This is a genomic window from Flavobacterium sp. GT3P67 (assembly GCF_004349155.1).
Lineage (GTDB): Bacteria > Bacteroidota > Bacteroidia > Flavobacteriales > Flavobacteriaceae > Flavobacterium > Flavobacterium ranwuense.
In genome coordinates this window covers 48,106-64,972 of record NZ_SMLF01000010.1, presented here as the reverse complement: position 1 = coordinate 64,972, position 16,867 = coordinate 48,106, and the positions used below count along the sequence as shown (strand labels likewise).

19 protein-coding genes are annotated in these 16,867 nt (G+C 32.0%); 4 read left to right on the top strand and 15 right to left on the bottom strand.

The genetic code is table 11. The features are described 5' to 3' along the window. The first annotated feature begins 19 nt into the window (after positions 1-19). Together E0H99_RS14940 and E0H99_RS14935 are read left to right on the top strand one after the other, a co-directional pair. Complete coding sequence (locus tag E0H99_RS14940) at positions 20-1,603, top strand: sensor histidine kinase (protein WP_131997325.1); 1,584 nt, start codon at positions 20-22, stop codon at positions 1,601-1,603. 3 nt (positions 1,604-1,606) lie between these two features. Next, on the top strand, positions 1,607-2,323 hold the full coding sequence (locus E0H99_RS14935; RefSeq protein WP_091170468.1) for a response regulator transcription factor: 717 nt from the start codon (positions 1,607-1,609) through the stop codon (positions 2,321-2,323). 54 nt (positions 2,324-2,377) lie between these two features. Here E0H99_RS14935 and E0H99_RS14930 read toward each other — a convergent pair whose 3' ends face one another. The 8 genes from E0H99_RS14930 to E0H99_RS14895 form a co-directional block, all read right to left on the bottom strand. Further along, positions 2,378-3,118: an acyl-[acyl-carrier-protein] thioesterase gene (locus E0H99_RS14930; protein WP_131997322.1), complete on the bottom strand. Its 741-nt coding sequence runs from the start codon at positions 3,116-3,118 to the stop codon at positions 2,378-2,380. A 58-nt stretch (positions 3,119-3,176) separates the two neighbouring features. After that, positions 3,177-4,103, bottom strand: a complete 927-nt coding sequence (gene miaA, locus E0H99_RS14925) for a tRNA (adenosine(37)-N6)-dimethylallyltransferase MiaA (RefSeq protein WP_131997319.1) — start codon at positions 4,101-4,103, stop codon at positions 3,177-3,179. 159 nt (positions 4,104-4,262) lie between these two features. Next, positions 4,263-5,093 (bottom strand): ion transporter, encoded by an 831-nt coding sequence (locus E0H99_RS14920; protein WP_131997316.1) that lies wholly within the window; start codon positions 5,091-5,093, stop codon positions 4,263-4,265. 27 nt (positions 5,094-5,120) lie between these two features. Beyond that, positions 5,121-6,482, bottom strand: a complete 1,362-nt coding sequence (locus tag E0H99_RS14915; protein ID WP_131997313.1) for an exonuclease domain-containing protein — start codon at positions 6,480-6,482, stop codon at positions 5,121-5,123. 91 nt (positions 6,483-6,573) lie between these two features. Then, entirely contained in the window at positions 6,574-7,227 is a 654-nt protein-coding gene (locus tag E0H99_RS14910; protein WP_131997310.1) for a YggS family pyridoxal phosphate-dependent enzyme, read from the bottom strand. Positions 7,228-7,260: 33 nt separating this feature from the next. After that, the gene (locus E0H99_RS14905; RefSeq protein ID WP_131997307.1) at positions 7,261-8,481 is read right to left on the bottom strand and encodes a DUF1015 domain-containing protein; all 1,221 of its coding nucleotides are present in this window, start codon (positions 8,479-8,481) and stop codon (positions 7,261-7,263) included. An 87-nt stretch (positions 8,482-8,568) separates the two neighbouring features. After that, positions 8,569-9,456 (bottom strand): 3-hydroxyacyl-CoA dehydrogenase family protein, encoded by an 888-nt coding sequence (locus E0H99_RS14900; protein ID WP_131997304.1) that lies wholly within the window; start codon positions 9,454-9,456, stop codon positions 8,569-8,571. A gap of 82 nt (positions 9,457-9,538) precedes the next feature. Beyond that, positions 9,539-10,504 carry a Gfo/Idh/MocA family protein gene (locus tag E0H99_RS14895; RefSeq protein ID WP_131997301.1) on the bottom strand — a complete coding sequence of 322 codons (966 nt, stop codon included), beginning with the start codon at positions 10,502-10,504 and terminating at the stop codon, positions 9,539-9,541. A gap of 144 nt (positions 10,505-10,648) precedes the next feature. Here E0H99_RS14895 and E0H99_RS14890 point away from each other — a divergent pair, with 144 nt between their 5' ends. Next, complete coding sequence (locus tag E0H99_RS14890; protein ID WP_131997298.1) at positions 10,649-11,290, top strand: protein-L-isoaspartate(D-aspartate) O-methyltransferase; 642 nt, start codon at positions 10,649-10,651, stop codon at positions 11,288-11,290. 28 nt (positions 11,291-11,318) lie between these two features. Here the strand turns inward: E0H99_RS14890 and E0H99_RS14885 are convergent, their stop codons facing one another. The 3 genes from E0H99_RS14885 to E0H99_RS14875 form a co-directional block, all read right to left on the bottom strand. Next, on the bottom strand, positions 11,319-12,368 hold the full coding sequence (locus E0H99_RS14885) for a Fic family protein (protein WP_131997295.1): 1,050 nt from the start codon (positions 12,366-12,368) through the stop codon (positions 11,319-11,321). 81 nt (positions 12,369-12,449) lie between these two features. Next, on the bottom strand, positions 12,450-12,902 hold the full coding sequence (gene smpB, locus E0H99_RS14880) for an SsrA-binding protein SmpB (RefSeq protein WP_131997292.1): 453 nt from the start codon (positions 12,900-12,902) through the stop codon (positions 12,450-12,452). A gap of 40 nt (positions 12,903-12,942) precedes the next feature. Continuing rightward, positions 12,943-13,428, bottom strand: coding sequence for a phosphoglycerate mutase family protein (locus E0H99_RS14875; protein ID WP_131997289.1), 486 nt, complete (start codon positions 13,426-13,428; stop codon positions 12,943-12,945). Positions 13,429-13,477: 49 nt separating this feature from the next. Between E0H99_RS14875 and E0H99_RS14870 the strand changes: the two genes are divergently transcribed. Further along, positions 13,478-13,708, top strand: coding sequence for a VF530 family DNA-binding protein (locus tag E0H99_RS14870; protein WP_131997286.1), 231 nt, complete (start codon positions 13,478-13,480; stop codon positions 13,706-13,708). Between the two features lie 3 nt (positions 13,709-13,711). Here E0H99_RS14870 and E0H99_RS14865 read toward each other — a convergent pair whose 3' ends face one another. The 4 genes from E0H99_RS14865 to E0H99_RS14850 all read right to left on the bottom strand — a co-directional run bounded on the left by E0H99_RS14865 (position 13,712) and on the right by E0H99_RS14850 (position 16,812). After that, positions 13,712-14,263, bottom strand: coding sequence for a DUF3575 domain-containing protein (locus E0H99_RS14865; protein ID WP_131997283.1), 552 nt, complete (start codon positions 14,261-14,263; stop codon positions 13,712-13,714). Positions 14,264-14,409: 146 nt separating this feature from the next. Next, entirely contained in the window at positions 14,410-14,958 is a 549-nt protein-coding gene (locus tag E0H99_RS14860) for a GNAT family N-acetyltransferase (RefSeq protein ID WP_131997280.1), read from the bottom strand. 2 nt (positions 14,959-14,960) lie between these two features. Further along, the gene (locus E0H99_RS14855) at positions 14,961-15,899 is read right to left on the bottom strand and encodes an alpha/beta fold hydrolase (RefSeq protein WP_131997277.1); all 939 of its coding nucleotides are present in this window, start codon (positions 15,897-15,899) and stop codon (positions 14,961-14,963) included. Between the two features lie 55 nt (positions 15,900-15,954). Next, positions 15,955-16,812 carry an aldose 1-epimerase family protein gene (locus E0H99_RS14850; protein WP_131997274.1) on the bottom strand — a complete coding sequence of 286 codons (858 nt, stop codon included), beginning with the start codon at positions 16,810-16,812 and terminating at the stop codon, positions 15,955-15,957. Positions 16,813-16,867: the final 55 nt, after the last annotated feature.

Sequence of the window (16,867 nt, the reverse complement as noted above, 5' to 3'; positions counted from 1 at the left end):
AAATACTAAATTTGTTTCGATGAATAAACTTTTTTTTAGATTACTTGTTTTATTGATGAGTCTGTCCTTAATAGGGATAATTCTTGTTCAAGTATATTGGTTTAATACTTCATTCAAAAACAATGACGAGCAGTTTAAATTTCATGTCAAGCAAGTTATTGGTAATGTGGCAGATAAACTTCAAAAGCAAGAGACCTATGATTTTTACGATAGATTAAATCATTATAAAGACAGTACGGGAAAAGTACCTGAAAAGGAAGAACTATTGGAGTTTTACTATGTTCAAAAAAACCCAGAAACAAAACAAACCATCATATATTCTAACAGTATAATTTCTGAAAATTATAATATTTCGCCAACGTTCTTTGATAAAAAATTTGATAATAAAAAATTTAAAAGCTTTAGTTCTAAACGTGTAACGGAAGTTTACAATAATAATTCTATGGATAAATCAGGAGTGAGTCAAAGTTTGATTCCTGATGTTAGAATTGAAAAATCAGGTAATCTTGCAGTTTTAGACAATGCCATTTTTGAAATTTCAGCCAAGGATGCATTGTTGGTAGTTCCAATTGATGAACGTGTTTCTAGTGATGTTTTACAGAAACTGATTAAAAAAGAATTAGAAGAATATGGTATTGAAACAAGATTTGAGTTTGGTATTTACAGCAATAATTTAGCTACCAAAATTAAATCAAACGAGTTTAAATATGATAAAGATGCCACCTATTCAATACCTATTTTTACAGATAATGAAGGGAATAGTAAGTACCAATTGTTAGTAACTTTTCCTCTAAAAAAGAAATTTTTATTATCAGAGCTCGTTAGTATAACAGTTCTTTCTATTGTTTTTACTCTGATTATTTTAATCGCGTATACGAGTGCATTGAATCAATTAATTCGTCAACGTCAAATTTCTGAAATCAAAAATGATTTCATTAATAATATGACGCATGAATTTAAAACACCAATTGCAACGATAAATTTAGCTTTGGATGCGATTAAAAATCCAAAAATAATAGATGATAAAGAGAAGGTTTTACGATACCTTCAAATGATAAAGGACGAAAATAAACGTATGCATGCACAAGTAGAAAATGTATTGCGAATCTCTAAATTAGAAAAGAGAGAATTAGATATTACAAAGGAATCAAATAATATTCATGAGATTATTGAAGATGCAATAGATCATGTGAATTTGATTTTAGAAGACAGGCAAGGAACAGTTACCTGCCATTTTAAAGCGATTAGAACCACAGTTTTAATCAATGATGTTCATTTTACCAATGTCATTGTGAATATTTTAGAAAACGCGATAAAATACTCGCCAAATGTTCCTGAAATTGAAATTTTTACTGAAAATATCAAAGATATGGTCATTATCAAAATAAAAGATAGTGGTCTGGGAATGAGTAAAATAGCTCAGAAAAGAATTTTTGAAAAATTCTACAGAGAACACACCGGAGACATTCATAATGTTAAAGGACACGGTTTAGGTTTAGCTTACGTAAAAAGAATTGTTGACGACCATAACGGTCAAGTATATGTTGAAAGTGAAAAGGGAAAAGGGAGTACCTTCATAATAAAATTACCATTAATAAATTAGAATATGGAAAATGTAAATAAAAAAATACTTTTAGTTGAAGATGACCTTAATTTTGGAGCAGTTTTAAAAGATTATTTAATGCTAAATGATTTTGATGTGACTTTAGCCAAAAATGGAATGGAAGGGTTCGAAAAATTCAAAAAGGATACTTATGATTTATGTATTCTGGATGTAATGATGCCTTACAAAGATGGTTATACTTTGGCGAAAGAAATCAGAGAAAAAAACAATGAAGTGCCAATTATATTCTTAACAGCAAAATCGATGAAAGAAGACGTGTTGAAAGGATATAAAGCGGGTGCTGACGATTATTTGAATAAACCGTTTGATTCTGAAGTATTGTTGATGAAAATCAAAGCGATAATTCAAAGAAAATCATCGGATACCAAAGCAGAGCAAGTACAATTTGAATTTAATATTGGTAAATTCCATTTGAATTCAAAACTTCGTTTTTTAACTTTTAATAATGAAGAGCCAATAAAATTATCTCCAAAAGAGAATGAATTATTGAAAATGTTAATTCTTCACGAAAATGATTTGATGCCAAGAGAATTGGCATTGACGAAAATTTGGAGAGATGACAACTATTTTACTTCCAGAAGTATGGATGTGTACATCGCTAAGTTGAGAAAGTATTTGAAACTTGATGAAGATGTGGAAATTTTAAACATCCACGGAGAAGGATTCAGATTAGTTGTTAAGAATAAAGTAGCAGAATAAATAGATATAAGCCTCAAGAAATTGAGGCTTTTTTTTTGGAGCGAAAGGACGTTTTTATTTCCAGTTCAATTGTAAAGCGAAACTCGTCTTATCTTCTTTTGTAATACTAAAAACAGTCTCTCTTTCAGAAATACTTTCGTGAATAATCACTTTTTCTTTTAATGACAATTCCTTTAAGAAATTCATTTCAAAACTTTCAATTTTTTGATTCAGGATTAATTTTTCGTCAACCAGATCCAAACACCATTCCAGGTATTTGACATTATTGACATGATTTACAATGTCTAGATCGGATAAAAATACATTTCTTTCAAAAACTATTTCTTTTTCATAATTGAAATTGATTTTAGAAAAACCTTCTATAGTGGCTCTTTTTTCGGGATATAATTCAAAATGTTCAAACGGTAAAGCTAATCCTTCCGGCCGACGTTTTTTAGTATTAAAAACAGCCCAAAAAGTCTCAGAGCCTACAATTTTATCTCCATTTATGTGCATTTCCAGCGCCCGTACTGAACGGGAGTTCTCCAAGGAATTGATCCATGTTTTTACGGTTACAGTGTCTCCCCATTTTGGTAATTCTGAGATTTCAACACGCATTCTGCTCAAGACCCATGCTTGGTCAAATTCCTGCATGTCAGTAAAACTGATTCCACCAATTTCTGAATGTGCCGCAGCTGTTAATTGTAAAATATTACACAAATCAGTGTATTTTAAAAATCCATTTGGCGCGCATTGTGTAAAATTGATTTCCCAGTCTTTGCTAAGAACAGAAGTAAAATTTGGAGAGATAGGCATGTAGAGAATTATTAATTGTGAATTATAAATTATGAATTTGTATTCTTAGATATAAGATTTATTGTTTTACTTTTTTTGAATTAATGTAATCCACAATAGCTTCATACGGAGTTTCGAAATCAAACCATTTGGTGTTTTCATTTCTTTTGAACCAAGTCAACTGGCGTTTTGAAAATCTTCGAGTGTTTTTCTTTATTTCTTCGATAGCAAATTCTAATGAAATTTCTCTGTCAAAATAGCTGAATAATTCTCTGTAACCTACAGTTTGCAAAGCATTCAACTCTTTATTTGGAAATAATGTTTTGGCTTCAGCCAGAAGCCCCTCATTCATCATGACATCAACACGTTGATTGATTCGACTGTAAATGATTTTTCTGTCGGCTTCTAAACCAATTAAAATAGGAGTAAAGTTGCGTGTGTTTTGCTTCTGGTTTAAAAAAGAAGAATAGGGTTTCCCAGAACCCAAGCATACTTCTACAAAACGCATCATTCGTTGTGGGTTTTGCAATGTTTGAGGATTTTCGGCGGTCAAACTTTTGTAATAATCAGGATCTAAAACTTCCAGTTTTTGTTGCAAATACCCAATTCCTAGTTTTTCGTAATTTGTGGTTATTTCAGTACGTACTGCAGCATCTATTTCGGGAAATTCATCAAAACCCTTTAGAATGGCATCTACATACAATCCGGAACCGCCAACCAGAATGGCATAATCATTTGTCAAAAATAATTGGTCAAGTTTAGCAATAGCTTCTTTCTCGAAATCACCAACTGTATAATTCTCTAATATTGATTTGTTTTGGATGAAATGATGGGTAGTCGCTGCTAACTCGGCTTTGCTTGGTACAGCGGTTCCAATGGTCATTTCCTTGAAAAACTGTCTGCTGTCACAGGAAATAATATCACATTTAAAATAGTTAGCTAATACTATACTCAAGGAAGTTTTTCCTATAGCCGTGGGCCCGATAATGGTTATTAAGTATTTCATATTTCTTAGCCCAGATGGAAACGGAAACCCCGGAGTTATGAAAGTTTGTTTTTCTTGGTGTAAAAGAGCGACCAAAGGAAGCTCCTTTTATGCCTTAGAAAAACAACTGGAATAACGAGGAGTTGCAGTGTACAGCTGGAATTGCTTCAAATTAATAAATTATAGTTCTGCACCACAATGGTAGCAGTATTTTGCGTTATGTTCATGTCCTTCAGTACCACAACTTGGGCAAGGATTGATTTTTTCTAAATTATTTTTTTTACGATTGCTGTTTGCGAATTCCGCAGAAACTATTCCTGTAGGAACCGCAATAATGCCATAACCCATTATCATTACTGCCGATGCTATGGCTTGTCCTAGCGGTGTTATAGGCGAAATATCTCCATATCCTACCGTTGTCAGTGTTACGATTGTCCAATAAATACTGATAGGAATACTGGTAAAACCGCCTTCTTTTCCTTCAACGATATACATTACTGAGCCAATGATGATACTGCTGATTAACATGAAATAGATGAAAATAAGTATTTTTCCTTTACTGGCAATCAACGCTTCTTTTAAGTGGGTGGATTGGCTGGAGAATTTTGGGTGTTTCAGAATCTTGAATAATCGCAACAATCGTAAAGCTCTAACGACTGTTAAAACGCTTGTTCCAACAAAAAACAGGGAGAAATACATAGGTAATGTTGCAATCAAATCAATTATTCCATAAAAACTAAAGATATATTTTATGGGTTTTTTAATCGATATAATTCTAAGAATGTATTCTAAAGTAAAGAAAATAGTAATAATCCATTCCAAAACAATGAGTTGTTGGTGGTACTTTGTGTCAAAACCTTTGACTGTTTCAAGCATCACTATAACGACACTCAATAGAATAACGCCTAAAAGAATGAGGTCAAATAATCTTCCGGAAGCGGTATTTGTTCCGTAAATTACGATATTAGTTCTTTGTCTAAAAGCATCAAATTTTGACTTTAATCTTTGCATAATTATGTTGTAATTATTAGCATATGATTAGAATTTTACAATTTTCAGTGTTTTACTTTTTCGAACATGACCTTGAATGATAGTACGTGTATCCCTATTATTTTGCATGGGAATAATAATATTTTTAAGGATTTCGATGTTGTTTATTTGATAGTTTAAATCATAGAAAGCATAGCCTTTATAAATTCCGTTTTCAATTAAAACTGCGCTGCGTTCATTGATGGTTCTTCCTCGGTCAACAAGTAGCATATTTTGATTTTCGAAGCTATTATTTTCTATAAATGCCTGAACTCTTGCGTTATATTCTTTAGCAGAAATCTCTCCAATACAAGCACCGTCACACTCTTTTATATTGTATTGAAAACAGTTAGTTTTTGAAACATATAAACCGGTAAGTTTTTGGCATAAATTATAATGGGAAGTTATTCTGAACAACGCATTTTTTCCTTCTTGTAAGGAAGTAAATGAGGTGATTTCTTTTTTTCGACCGTCTGCTTTTTGAAGTTTTAGATTGAGATAACCATTTTTATCTTTTTCAGCGTATAAAGCCAATTGGGAAGTATTTTTTCTTTGTCCTCGGTTATGAATAGGTTTGTTGATTTTTATTTCTTCACTTTCTTTCAATAAAGCGATCAATTCACTTCCGGTTTCATCATATGTTACCGTAAAAACTTCGGCTTGTATTTTCTTGCATTTTGTGGAAGTCCCCGTAAAATGCTGATTGACACGTTTTTTTATGTTTCGACTTTTGCCAATATAGATCAGATTTCCTTTTTCATTGTGAATGTAATAGATGCCTGTTTTAGGGGGTAAACCAGAAACAATATCCAGTAATTTTGGAGCGATTCCTTTTTCGATTTCCAGCTTTATAAAATCTTTTACAATTTCTTTTTCTAAATCTTTTTCTAAAAGAATTTTAAATAATTTGACTGTAGCCAAAGCATCACCACTGGCTCTGTGCCTATCTGCCATTGGGATTCCAAGCGCACGAACCAGTTTTCCTAAACTATGGGAGGGTTGCTCCGGTAATAGTTTTTTTGATAATTCAACGGTACAAAGTGTTCTGGCTTCAAAATCATATCCTAATCGTCTAAATTCAGTTCGTAAAATTCTATAATCGAAAGAAGCATTATGGGCCACAATAACACAATCATTTGTCATTTCGATAATACGTTTGGCCACTTCAAAAAACTTTGGAGCAGAATGTAACATAGCATTATTAATCCCCGTTAGTTTCACTACAAACGGCTGAATTGGAATTTCCGGATTTACTAAACTGATGAATTGATCCACAACTTCATGACCATCAAATTTATAGATGGCGATTTCAGTGATTCCTTCTTCGTTGAATTGTCCTCCAGTGGTTTCTATGTCTAGTATTGCGTACAAATTTCAGTATTCAGTGTTCAGTTTTTAGTAATCAGTTTTTTAATAGTAATTTTCAAATCTGAAATTAAAATCGTTAATCCTCAATCAAAAATCAATTTCTTCCTCCAAAGATACTACTTCCAATCCGAACCATTGTGCTTCCACATTCAATTGCGAGTTGATAATCGCCGGACATTCCCATAGAAAGAATGGTAAATTGTGAATTATGAATTATGCATTGATCAAAAATAGATTTCAAATGGGTGAATTCTTTCTTGATTTGATCTTTATTGTCTGTAAAAGTTGCCATTCCCATTAATCCAACGATTCTAATGTTTTTCAGTTTTTGAAATTCATTTGAAGATAGGAGTGAAGCGAGTTCTTTCTCGTCAAGACCAAATTTAGTCTCTTCTTTAGCAATATGTATTTGTAATAAACAATCGATAACTCTATTGTGTTTTAGCGCCTGTTTGTTGATTTCCTGTACTAATTTTAAGCTATCTACTCCATGAATCAAGCTCACAAATTGTGCCATAAATTTGACTTTATTTGTTTGAACGTGACCTATCATGTGCCATTGAATGTCTTTGGGCATTTGTTCCCATTTCTCGGCCATTTCCTGGATTTTGTTTTCTCCAAAAATGCGTTGACCGGCTTCATACCCTTCCATTAAATCCGAAACAGGTTTGGTTTTTGAAACCGCAACTAAGGTTACGTCTGATGGTAAGGTTGATTTTATCTTGAGTAAGTTGTTTGCTATTGACATTTTAATGTTTTGATTTTAAAGCGTTACTAAAACCTAAAGTTCATAAACGACCAATCCGCTTCTAAACTTTGGTTCAATATACGTGCTTTTTGGAGGCATAATTTGATTGGCATCAGCCAAAGCTTTTATTTCTCCAATATTTGAGGGGAATAATATAAAACCGATTTCAAATTCTCCTTGGTCAATTTTATTTTTTACTTCCAATACAGATTGTTTTCCTGAAAGGTATTCTATTCGTTCGTCATTGCGTAAATCCTCAATGGCTAGAATAGGCAACAACACTTTTTTGTATAAAATTTGTGTGTCTAGACTATCCAAAGCTGTTTTGAAAACTTCATTTTCTTTCCGTAAAATTAAGCTATAAAAGGCATTGTCAAGATACATTCCGAACTGATGCTTTTGAGAAGGCTGAAAAGGTTGTTGGAATTTGTTTTCAAGAATAAAATCTTTTTCTAATTCTTTTATGAAATCTTCTTTTGAGAAACCGTTTAAATCTTTTACTAAACGATTGAATTCATATATTTTGACATTGTTTTCGGAAATTAAATAGCTCAGAATATGATTTTTTGCTGTATTTTCTGAATCATCATTTTCTTCGGATAGTAATTTCAGTGCTTCGGTACGATGATGACCGTCAGCTATGTAAAGATTATTTGTTTTTTCAAATATGTTTTGTAGCCAATTGATTTCTAATGCATCTTCAATTTTCCACAGATAATGAATCTCTTTTTTTGTGGTTGAAAATTCAAAATCGGCTAATTTTTGGGTACAATTAAAAATCCAGTTTTCAATCGTTTTATTATCAGGATACGTCATTAAAACAGGTTCTGTATTGAACTCTGAATATTTCATGTATTCTTTTAGTAATCGGACTCTGAAAGCAATAATGTCTTCGTGTTTTTTGATGATATCATTGCGATAATCTTCTACGCTTGTCCCTGCAATAATCCCTGTGAATGATTGTGTTTTGGTAACAATTTTATGAATATAAATGGCAGGTTTTTTGTCTTTTACTAAAATGATTTCATTTTTGAAATCCTCGTATTTTTGATGTACTTGTCGGTATCTTTTTTCAAAAGAAACGCTTTCCTGATTGGTATAAGCAGGTTTTAGTATATGCAAAAAAGACAACGGATTGAAATCCAATTGCGCTGCTAATTCAGCATTTACATATTCTTCATAAGAACGACAAGTGACAAGACAAACCTTATCACGAGTAGGACGAACTGCTTTGAAAGGAACTATTTTGGCCATAATTATGTTAAAAGTCGAAAGTCATAAAGTCAAAAGTCGAGAGTTTAAAGTAATTAACTTCAGACTCTCAACTTTTAAACATAGAGACTATATAAATTGTTTAGAAATTTTATCTGCTTTTTTGCTTTCAGAATAATCGTAGAAACCTTCGCCAGATTTCACACCCATTTTTCCTGCACGAACCATATTTACCAGTAATGGACAAGGGGCATATTTTGGATTTTTGAAACCGTCGTACATTACATTTAAAATGGCCAAGCATACATCAAGACCAATAAAATCGGCTAATTGTAAAGGTCCCATTGGGTGACCCATTCCAAGTTTCATAACAGTGTCAATTTCATAAACACCAGCCACTTTATTGTATAATGTTTCGATAGCTTCGTTAATCATTGGCATCAAAATTCTATTGGCAACAAAACCAGGATAATCGTTTACTTCAACAGGTGTTTTTCCTAATTTCTCAGAAAGATTCATGATGATTTTTGTCACTTCGTCAGAAGTATTATAACCACGAATAATTTCTACCAGTTTCATGATAGGCACCGGATTCATAAAGTGCATTCCGATAACACGTTCCGGATGAGCCACAACTGCTCCAATTTGAGTAATCGAAATGGAAGAAGTATTGGTTGCCAAAATCGTATTGTGAGAACAAGCTTCGTTTAATTGTTTGAAAATATTTAATTTCAATTCAACATTTTCTGTCGCAGCTTCAACCACTAAATCTACACCTACAACACCATCTTTAATATCTGTATAAGTGATAATATTGGTGATCGTTTTAGCTTTGTCTTCTTGGGTGATACTCCCTTTTGCAATCATTCGGTCTAAATTTGCGGCGATAGTTGCCATTCCTTTATCCAAAGATTTCTCTGAAACATCTATTAATTTTACGGTAAAACCACTTTGTGCAAAGGTGTGGGCGATTCCATTCCCCATTGTTCCTGCTCCGATTACGGCTATTGCTTTCATATTTTTTAGTTTAAAGTTTAAAAGTTTAAAGTTTAAAGTTCTCTTGAGCAACTTTAAACCTTAAACTTTAAACAAATTTTATTTACTTTTTAAAACAATCAATAATTTGATACGCCACTCTTAACGCTTCAGTTGCTTGTTCCAATGTTACAACAGGTTCTGTATCATTGATTATAGCATCTGCAAATGATTCCAGTTCATCAAGAATTGCGTTGTTTTGTTCTACATCTGGATTGGAGAAGTAGATTTGTTTTTTTACGCCTTCAGCATTTTGTAAAATCATATCAAAATCACCGGGAACTTCCGGAGCATCTTTCATTTTTACCACTTCACATTTCTTTTCTAAGAAATCAACTGAGATATAAGCATCTTTTTGGAAAAAACGAGATTTACGCATGTTTTTCATCGAAATTCTGCTCGCAGTTAAATTGGCAACACAACCATTTTCGAATTCTATCCTGGCATTGGCAATATCCGGCGTATCACTGATAACCGAAACACCACTGGCATTTATATTTTTCACTTTTGATTTTACAACGCTCAAAATAGCATCAATATCATGGATCATCAAATCTAAAACTACGGGAACATCGGTTCCACGAGGATTGAATTCAGCAAGACGATGGGTTTCAATAAACATAGGATTTTCAATCATATTCTTGGTAGCGATAAATGCTGGATTGAAACGCTCCACATGACCTACTTGACCTTTGACATTATATGCTGCCGCCAAAGCGATAATTTCTTCGGCTTCTTCCACCGTATTTGAAATTGGTTTTTCAATAAAAACGTGCTTGCCGGATTTAATGGCTACTTTGGCACATTTGTAGTGAGAAAGAGTTGGTGTTACAATGTCAATTACATCAACTGCATGAATAAGAGTGGCAATTGTGCTAAAATGTTTATAGCCGAATTCTTTAGAAACCTTTTCGGCATTCTCTTGATTTGGGTCATAAAAACCGACTAATTCATATTTATCAGATTGTTGTAATAAACGCAAATGTATTTTTCCCAGATGACCAGCACCTAATACTCCAATTTTCAGCATAACGATGTAATTTTTACAAAAATAGCAATAAAATGATTAATCTATTATTGATATGGGACAATTATTTAGTTAATTTAAAATTTAAAATCCAACATTTGAATTCAGAAATTCTTTGCTATTTTTACCAAAATAAAATATTAAATTTTGAAAGACACAGCCAAGCATCAAGGACTTCGGAATCAATTAATAAGCGTTTTAGAGCAAAAAGGGATTACTGATAAAAGTGTTTTGGATGCGATAAAAAAGATTCCAAGACATTTATTTTTAAATTCCAGTTTTGAAGATTATGCTTATCAAGATAAAGCATTTCCTATTGGTGCTGGTCAAACGATATCGCAACCATATACAGTCGCTTTTCAATCTCAATTATTAGAAGTAAAAAAAGAGCATAAAATTTTAGAAATAGGAACAGGTTCTGGATATCAAACAGCTGTTTTATGTTTGTTAGGAGCCAAAGTATTTAGCGTTGAAAGGCAAAAAGAATTGTTTAAGCAAACTTCTGTTTTATTTCCAAAATTGAATATTCGCCCCAAACATCTTTCTTTTGGAGATGGTTATAAAGGGTTGCCAAGTTATGCCCCTTTTGATAGTATTATCGTAACTGCAGGTGCTCCATTTATACCTCAGCCTTTGATGGCACAGCTAAAAATAGGAGGAAGGCTAGTTATTCCGTTAGGGGAAGAGGTACAAATTATGACTTTGTTAATTCGAAAAAATGAAACGCAATTCGAGAAACATGAGTTTGGTGAATTTAGATTCGTTCCTTTATTAGAAGATAAAAATTAAATAAGAAACCCGCTAATCAGGGGGTTTCTTATTGACCAATAATATTTAAATACCGTTCTAAACTTTCTTTTTCTATTTGAGCAATAAACAATAAAAAATCTTCTTTATTGTTTTTTGTTTGAGCCGTTTCCAGTGCTTGGTAATATTGCATTCGACTGTTATAATCGCCTTTTATATTGGCGATAATATAACCATGTTGTAATAAAATTAAGTTCATAACTAAACGCGACGTTCTACCATTCCCATCAATAAATGGATGGATGGTGACTAAACGCTCGTGTATTTCACCCGCCAAAACTATAGGATGAAGACTTGATTTATTGGTTTCATACCAAATAAAAAAAGCTTCCATTTCTTTGGCAACCAGAAACGGTTGTGGTGGCATATGGCTGCTCCCTTGAATCATCACCTGCACTTTCCTGTAGCGACCCGCATCTTCAGGATGAATCCCTCTCAAAATAAGATTATGGATAGACAGTACTTCGCGTTCATTTATAGAAGTATTTCTTTGCATTAAATCTTTTATGTATGCAATCGCTTCTTGATGATTAATCACCTCAAGATGTTCTCGCATACTTTTTCCAGAAATAGTTAAACCTTCATTGATAACTAAATCAGTTTCGCGTAACGTCATGGTATTTCCTTCAATTCGGTTACTTTCAAAAGTATATTCTAATTCGAGTGCCTGAGCAATACGATAACTGTCAAACTGACGAAAACTATCCAGTTTTGTTTTTAATGTATCTATTTCATCTAAAATTTTCTGAAGTGTAGTAGATAATTTTTTCTTTGAAGGTTTGCTTTGGTATCTAATTTCTTCTTCTGCAACCAGTAATGCTTTTAGCGCAAATTCATCTTCGCCAATTTCATAAAGAATTTTCTCTTTAAGCCAAATTACCATTATTGTTTCTAAATCTATTTCCAGTAAAGAAGCTAACTTTATAACTTGTTCTCTGGTGGGTTTTCTGCCTCCACTTTCAAATTTACTTATTAAAGCTTGATCAATTCCTAAAAGCTGAGCCACTTCTCTAGTTTTGAGTCCTTTTTGTTCTCTTGCGTTTTTGAGTAGTGTTTTCATTTTTAAAAATGTTTTAAATTGTCTTGACAAATTTAGTCATTTTTTTTAAGTAAAAAATAATTTATTCAATACTTTTTTAATTTAAAATGATTTTTTGATTCTGTCTAAGTCACGTTTAGTGTCTTGTTCTTTAAGAGATTCACGCTTGTCGTAGGTTTTTTTACCTTTACAAAGACCAATCTGTAGTTTAGCCATTCCTTTTTCATTGGTAAACAATTTCAAGGGAACTATGGTTAATCCTTTGGCTTGAACACTTTTTAGCAAACCTTTTAATTCTCTTTTATTCAAAAGTAATTTACGTTCGCTTCTGGCTTTATGATTGAATTGATTGCCAAAAGTATATTCTTCAATATAGGTATTTATTGCAAAAAGTTCGTTATTACTAAATTCACAAAAACTCTCTGTAATATTTGCTTTTCCTAATCGGATAGATTTGATTTCGGTTCCGGCTAAAACAATTCCAGCAGTGAAGGTCTCGATTATTTCATAGTCAAATCGAGCTCTTTTGTTTAATATATTTATTGTTTTTAGCATAGTTTGCAAATGTAGCAAAAATTAAAGGTTTAGCAATAACTTATGGCAATTTCAGCAATTGGTGTGTAATCGAGTCTCCATTTATAGTTACAATATAAAGATTACCAAAAATAGTATCTTCAATATCTGCATAAATCTTTTGATTAATAATTTGATTTACAAAAATCGGTGTGGTATTGCTATGTCCAACAATCAAAACCTTTTTTTTTAAAGTTTCTTTTTTGAAAGATTCAATAGCTATATTTTTAGGGTTATACAGTTTAATTTGAATCTTCTTGGCTGTAGCTGTAGGACTTGCAGTTTGTATTGTTCTTTTATAATCCGTTGAGTAGATTTCATCAAAACTAACTTCTGAGAATATTTTGTTCCAAAGATTAGCTCTTTCCAAACCGCTTTCCGATAAATCAGGATTTTGAGAATTATCTGTTTTTTCAGCGTGACGTATAAAATAATAAGTTGTTGTATTTTGTTGTCCAAAACTAACTTGCAAAGCAAAAAAAGCGATTATAAGTATGAATTTTTTCATTTGAATAAATTTAAAAAATTATTATTTACTGATTTTATATATTTGCAAAATGGAAAACTCAAAATCAAAAGACCCGCTTCACGGAATTACACTTCAAAGAATCGTTGAACAATTAGTTGATTATTATGGGTTCGATACTCTTGGAGAATTAGTAAAAATTAAATGTTTTACAGATAATCCAAGTATAAAATCCAGTTTAACTTTTTTACGAAAAACGGATTGGGCAAGAAAACAAGTGGAAGATTTGTATATAAAATCAGTAGCTAAATTACCCAAATAGGTTTTAGTTTAACTTATAAGAAACCATAACGCCACCTCTGTAAGGCAGCCATTCGCCGCTTTTGTTATATTTTTGAGCTTTCTCGTAACGTTCGCCAGTAGTTAAGTCATATCCTTTATAAAAACCTTGATGCCAACCGCCGCCTAAGAAACAATCCAACATAAATTTGTCATTGATTTTCACTTGATATCCAATAGTTGAACCAATGAAATACCCAAACCCTTTTTCATATAAAGTAGTATTCAAATAATTCCATTTCTGGAAATTAAATATGCTCGCACCAATATGAGCACCTGCATAAAAACCATTGTATTTCTCTTTAAAATGATACCTATATTCAGGTGTGAAAGTATAAAATTCTCTAGGTTTACCATTTACTGATTCCCAAAAAGAAGCCAAAACATCAAATTGTAAAGTTGATTTTTCTCCAATACTGGTTTCAATACCAACATTTGGAACTGTCAATAAAGTAGTCAAAGCATTTGCTTTTATATACGTTTGTGCTTGTAATAAAAAAGAGAAGAAAAGAAAAGAGGCAATAAATAATTTTTTCATAAAGTATATTTTCTGTTGTTTTCCAGTCAATATTGACCACAAACAGGCGCAAATATAGAGATTAATGTTTGATTGCTTTTTATGTTTAAAGTTAATATTGTCAGTTTAAACGCATTTAACATTATAAAAGGAGACAAGAACAAAGACTATTTGTTCAAAATGGAATAAATTACCGTATCCAAAAATCGCCCTTCAAAAAATTCATTTTCTTTTAAATGCGCTTCTTTAACAAAACCATTATTTTCTAAAACTTTTGCAGATCCATGATTCTCAGGATCTATGAATGCTTCAATGGAATGTAGTTTCATTATTTTAAAACCATACTTGACTGCTTCTTTTACCGCTTCAGAAATAATTCCTTTTCCGTGAAATTCAGGAAGTAACATATACCCAATCTCAGCTCGATAATGTTCTGGTTTTATTCTGTAATGACCAATTACTCCAATTAGTTTTGGATCATTTTTCAATGTAATTGCCCAATTTATACCTTCATTAGTTTCTATTTTGGTATCTATCATTGCAATATGTTCCAAGGCATCTTCATCCGTTTTGACTAAAGGTCTTGGAATGTATTTCATCGTTTCCGGATTAGATCGCAAAGCTAAAATCTCTTTTATATCATTAGTATCCACTCTTCTTAAAAGCAAGCGTTCAGTTTCTAAATTTGGGAATGGACTGAAATTTATAGTTAACATTATTAGTTTTTATTTAAAAATTCGACAACTTTTTTATTTATAATTTCGGATTGATCAATAGATAAGAAATGCCCTGCGTCCCTGATAACTGCTGTTTCTACATTTGGAATTAATTTGTGTGCTTTCACGAATATTTTTTTGCTATTCACGATATCATGATCACCAACCAAAACCAGAACAGGAATTTTCAAAGATCTTAAATCCTTGTCTGAAAACCGTACCATATTTAATAACCTGGGTTTACTATTTCCATATTTATAAGCCAGATAAAGTTGTTCTTTAAAGATACTGTCAATTTTATCTGGATAGTATGAAAATGCATTAAAAAATTTTATTAAACTTTTTGGGCTTGGAAATAATTTAAGATTTAGTGCAGTGAGGACTTTCCATATGTTTTCGATGCCTCCAAAGGTTTGTGCAGGACTCAGTAAAACTATTTTCTTAATTTTATTATCAGGTTGTACGGCTAAATAGGTGGCCATCCAGCCGCCTCTCGACACCCCCACCAAATTAATGTTTTTCATCTGAAAATGCTCAAAAATCTCATTATAGAAATCAGCAGTTTCTTTATTGCTCAATTTAATACAGTTTGTTACCGACTTTCCAGCTTCTAAAGGAAAGTCAATCCCGTAAACCCTGTATCTTTTGCTGAATTCTTTGATGTTAGGAAACCACATGGAGGAACTTGCATCCGTACCATGGAATAAAATTACAGGCTCGCCAGTTTTTGGTCCGCTGATGATGATATGTGCCATACCGTAACTTGTCATCACATCTGTTTCTTCAAACGGAATGTCCCATAATTTCAATGTTTGATTATAAGATTTAATATACAGAGCTTTATCTTTTTTGGAAGGAAAGACATAATCTTCAGATACTTTATAACTGGAACAACCGGATGATAAAAGTATAAAGATTAACAGAAGTGGTAAATTACGCATAGTTTTATTTAGTTACGAACTTCGGTTATATTTATCCAAATATAGAAAATAGTTTTCATAGGTTATAAATTTCAATGCTGAATTTTGCTTCAAAGTTTTCTCTGGAATTGAGGATCTGAATGCCTTCTTTCTCCAATAGATTTCCAGAATTCTCATTGGTATCCGAATAGCCAAACCAAGGTTCAATACAAAGAAATGGTGCATTCATTTTTGTCCAAATTCCTAAACTAGGAAAATTTTCAAAATTCACTTTTAAAATTGGATTTTCGTTTTCTAAAATCGTCAACGAATTCGATTGTAATGTTTTGAAAATCAAAGCGTCGTTTTCGAACAAATCATACGTTAGCGGAATCTGTTTATTATGAACTTCTAATTTTTTAGTTTTATTCGAAATTAAATCATCCTCCAAAAGATAATATTCTAAAAGTTCTTCTTTTTCGAAAGCAATAGAATAATTTTCGAATTGATTTAGTAAAGCAAAAGCGGGATGCGCTCCAATTGAAAATGGCATTTCCGTTTTTCCGTTATTAATAACTTTATATTCAATAGATAAATTATTTCCGTCTAATGTGTAAATGATTTGCAATTCAAATTCAAAAGGATATACTTTTAAGGTCTCGTCAGAAGATTGTATGGAGAAAGTAGCACTATTTTCCGTTGCATTGATTAATTCAAATTCCATGTCTCTGGCAAACCCATGTCTCGATAAATGATATTCAATTCCATTATGATGAAAGGAATTATTTTTTAATGTACCAACAATTGGAAACAAAATAGGAGAGTGCTTGCCCCAAAAATCAGGATTCCCTTCCCAAATGTATTCTCTATTCCGATTCGTTTTTAAGGAAATTAATTCAGCTCCAAAGTGCTTAATTTCAGCAGAAAGATTCGAGTTACTTATTATAGTTGTCAAAATTGTTCTTCGTTAATTTTAAAATTGATTTTTGTATGGTAAATATATTTTATAA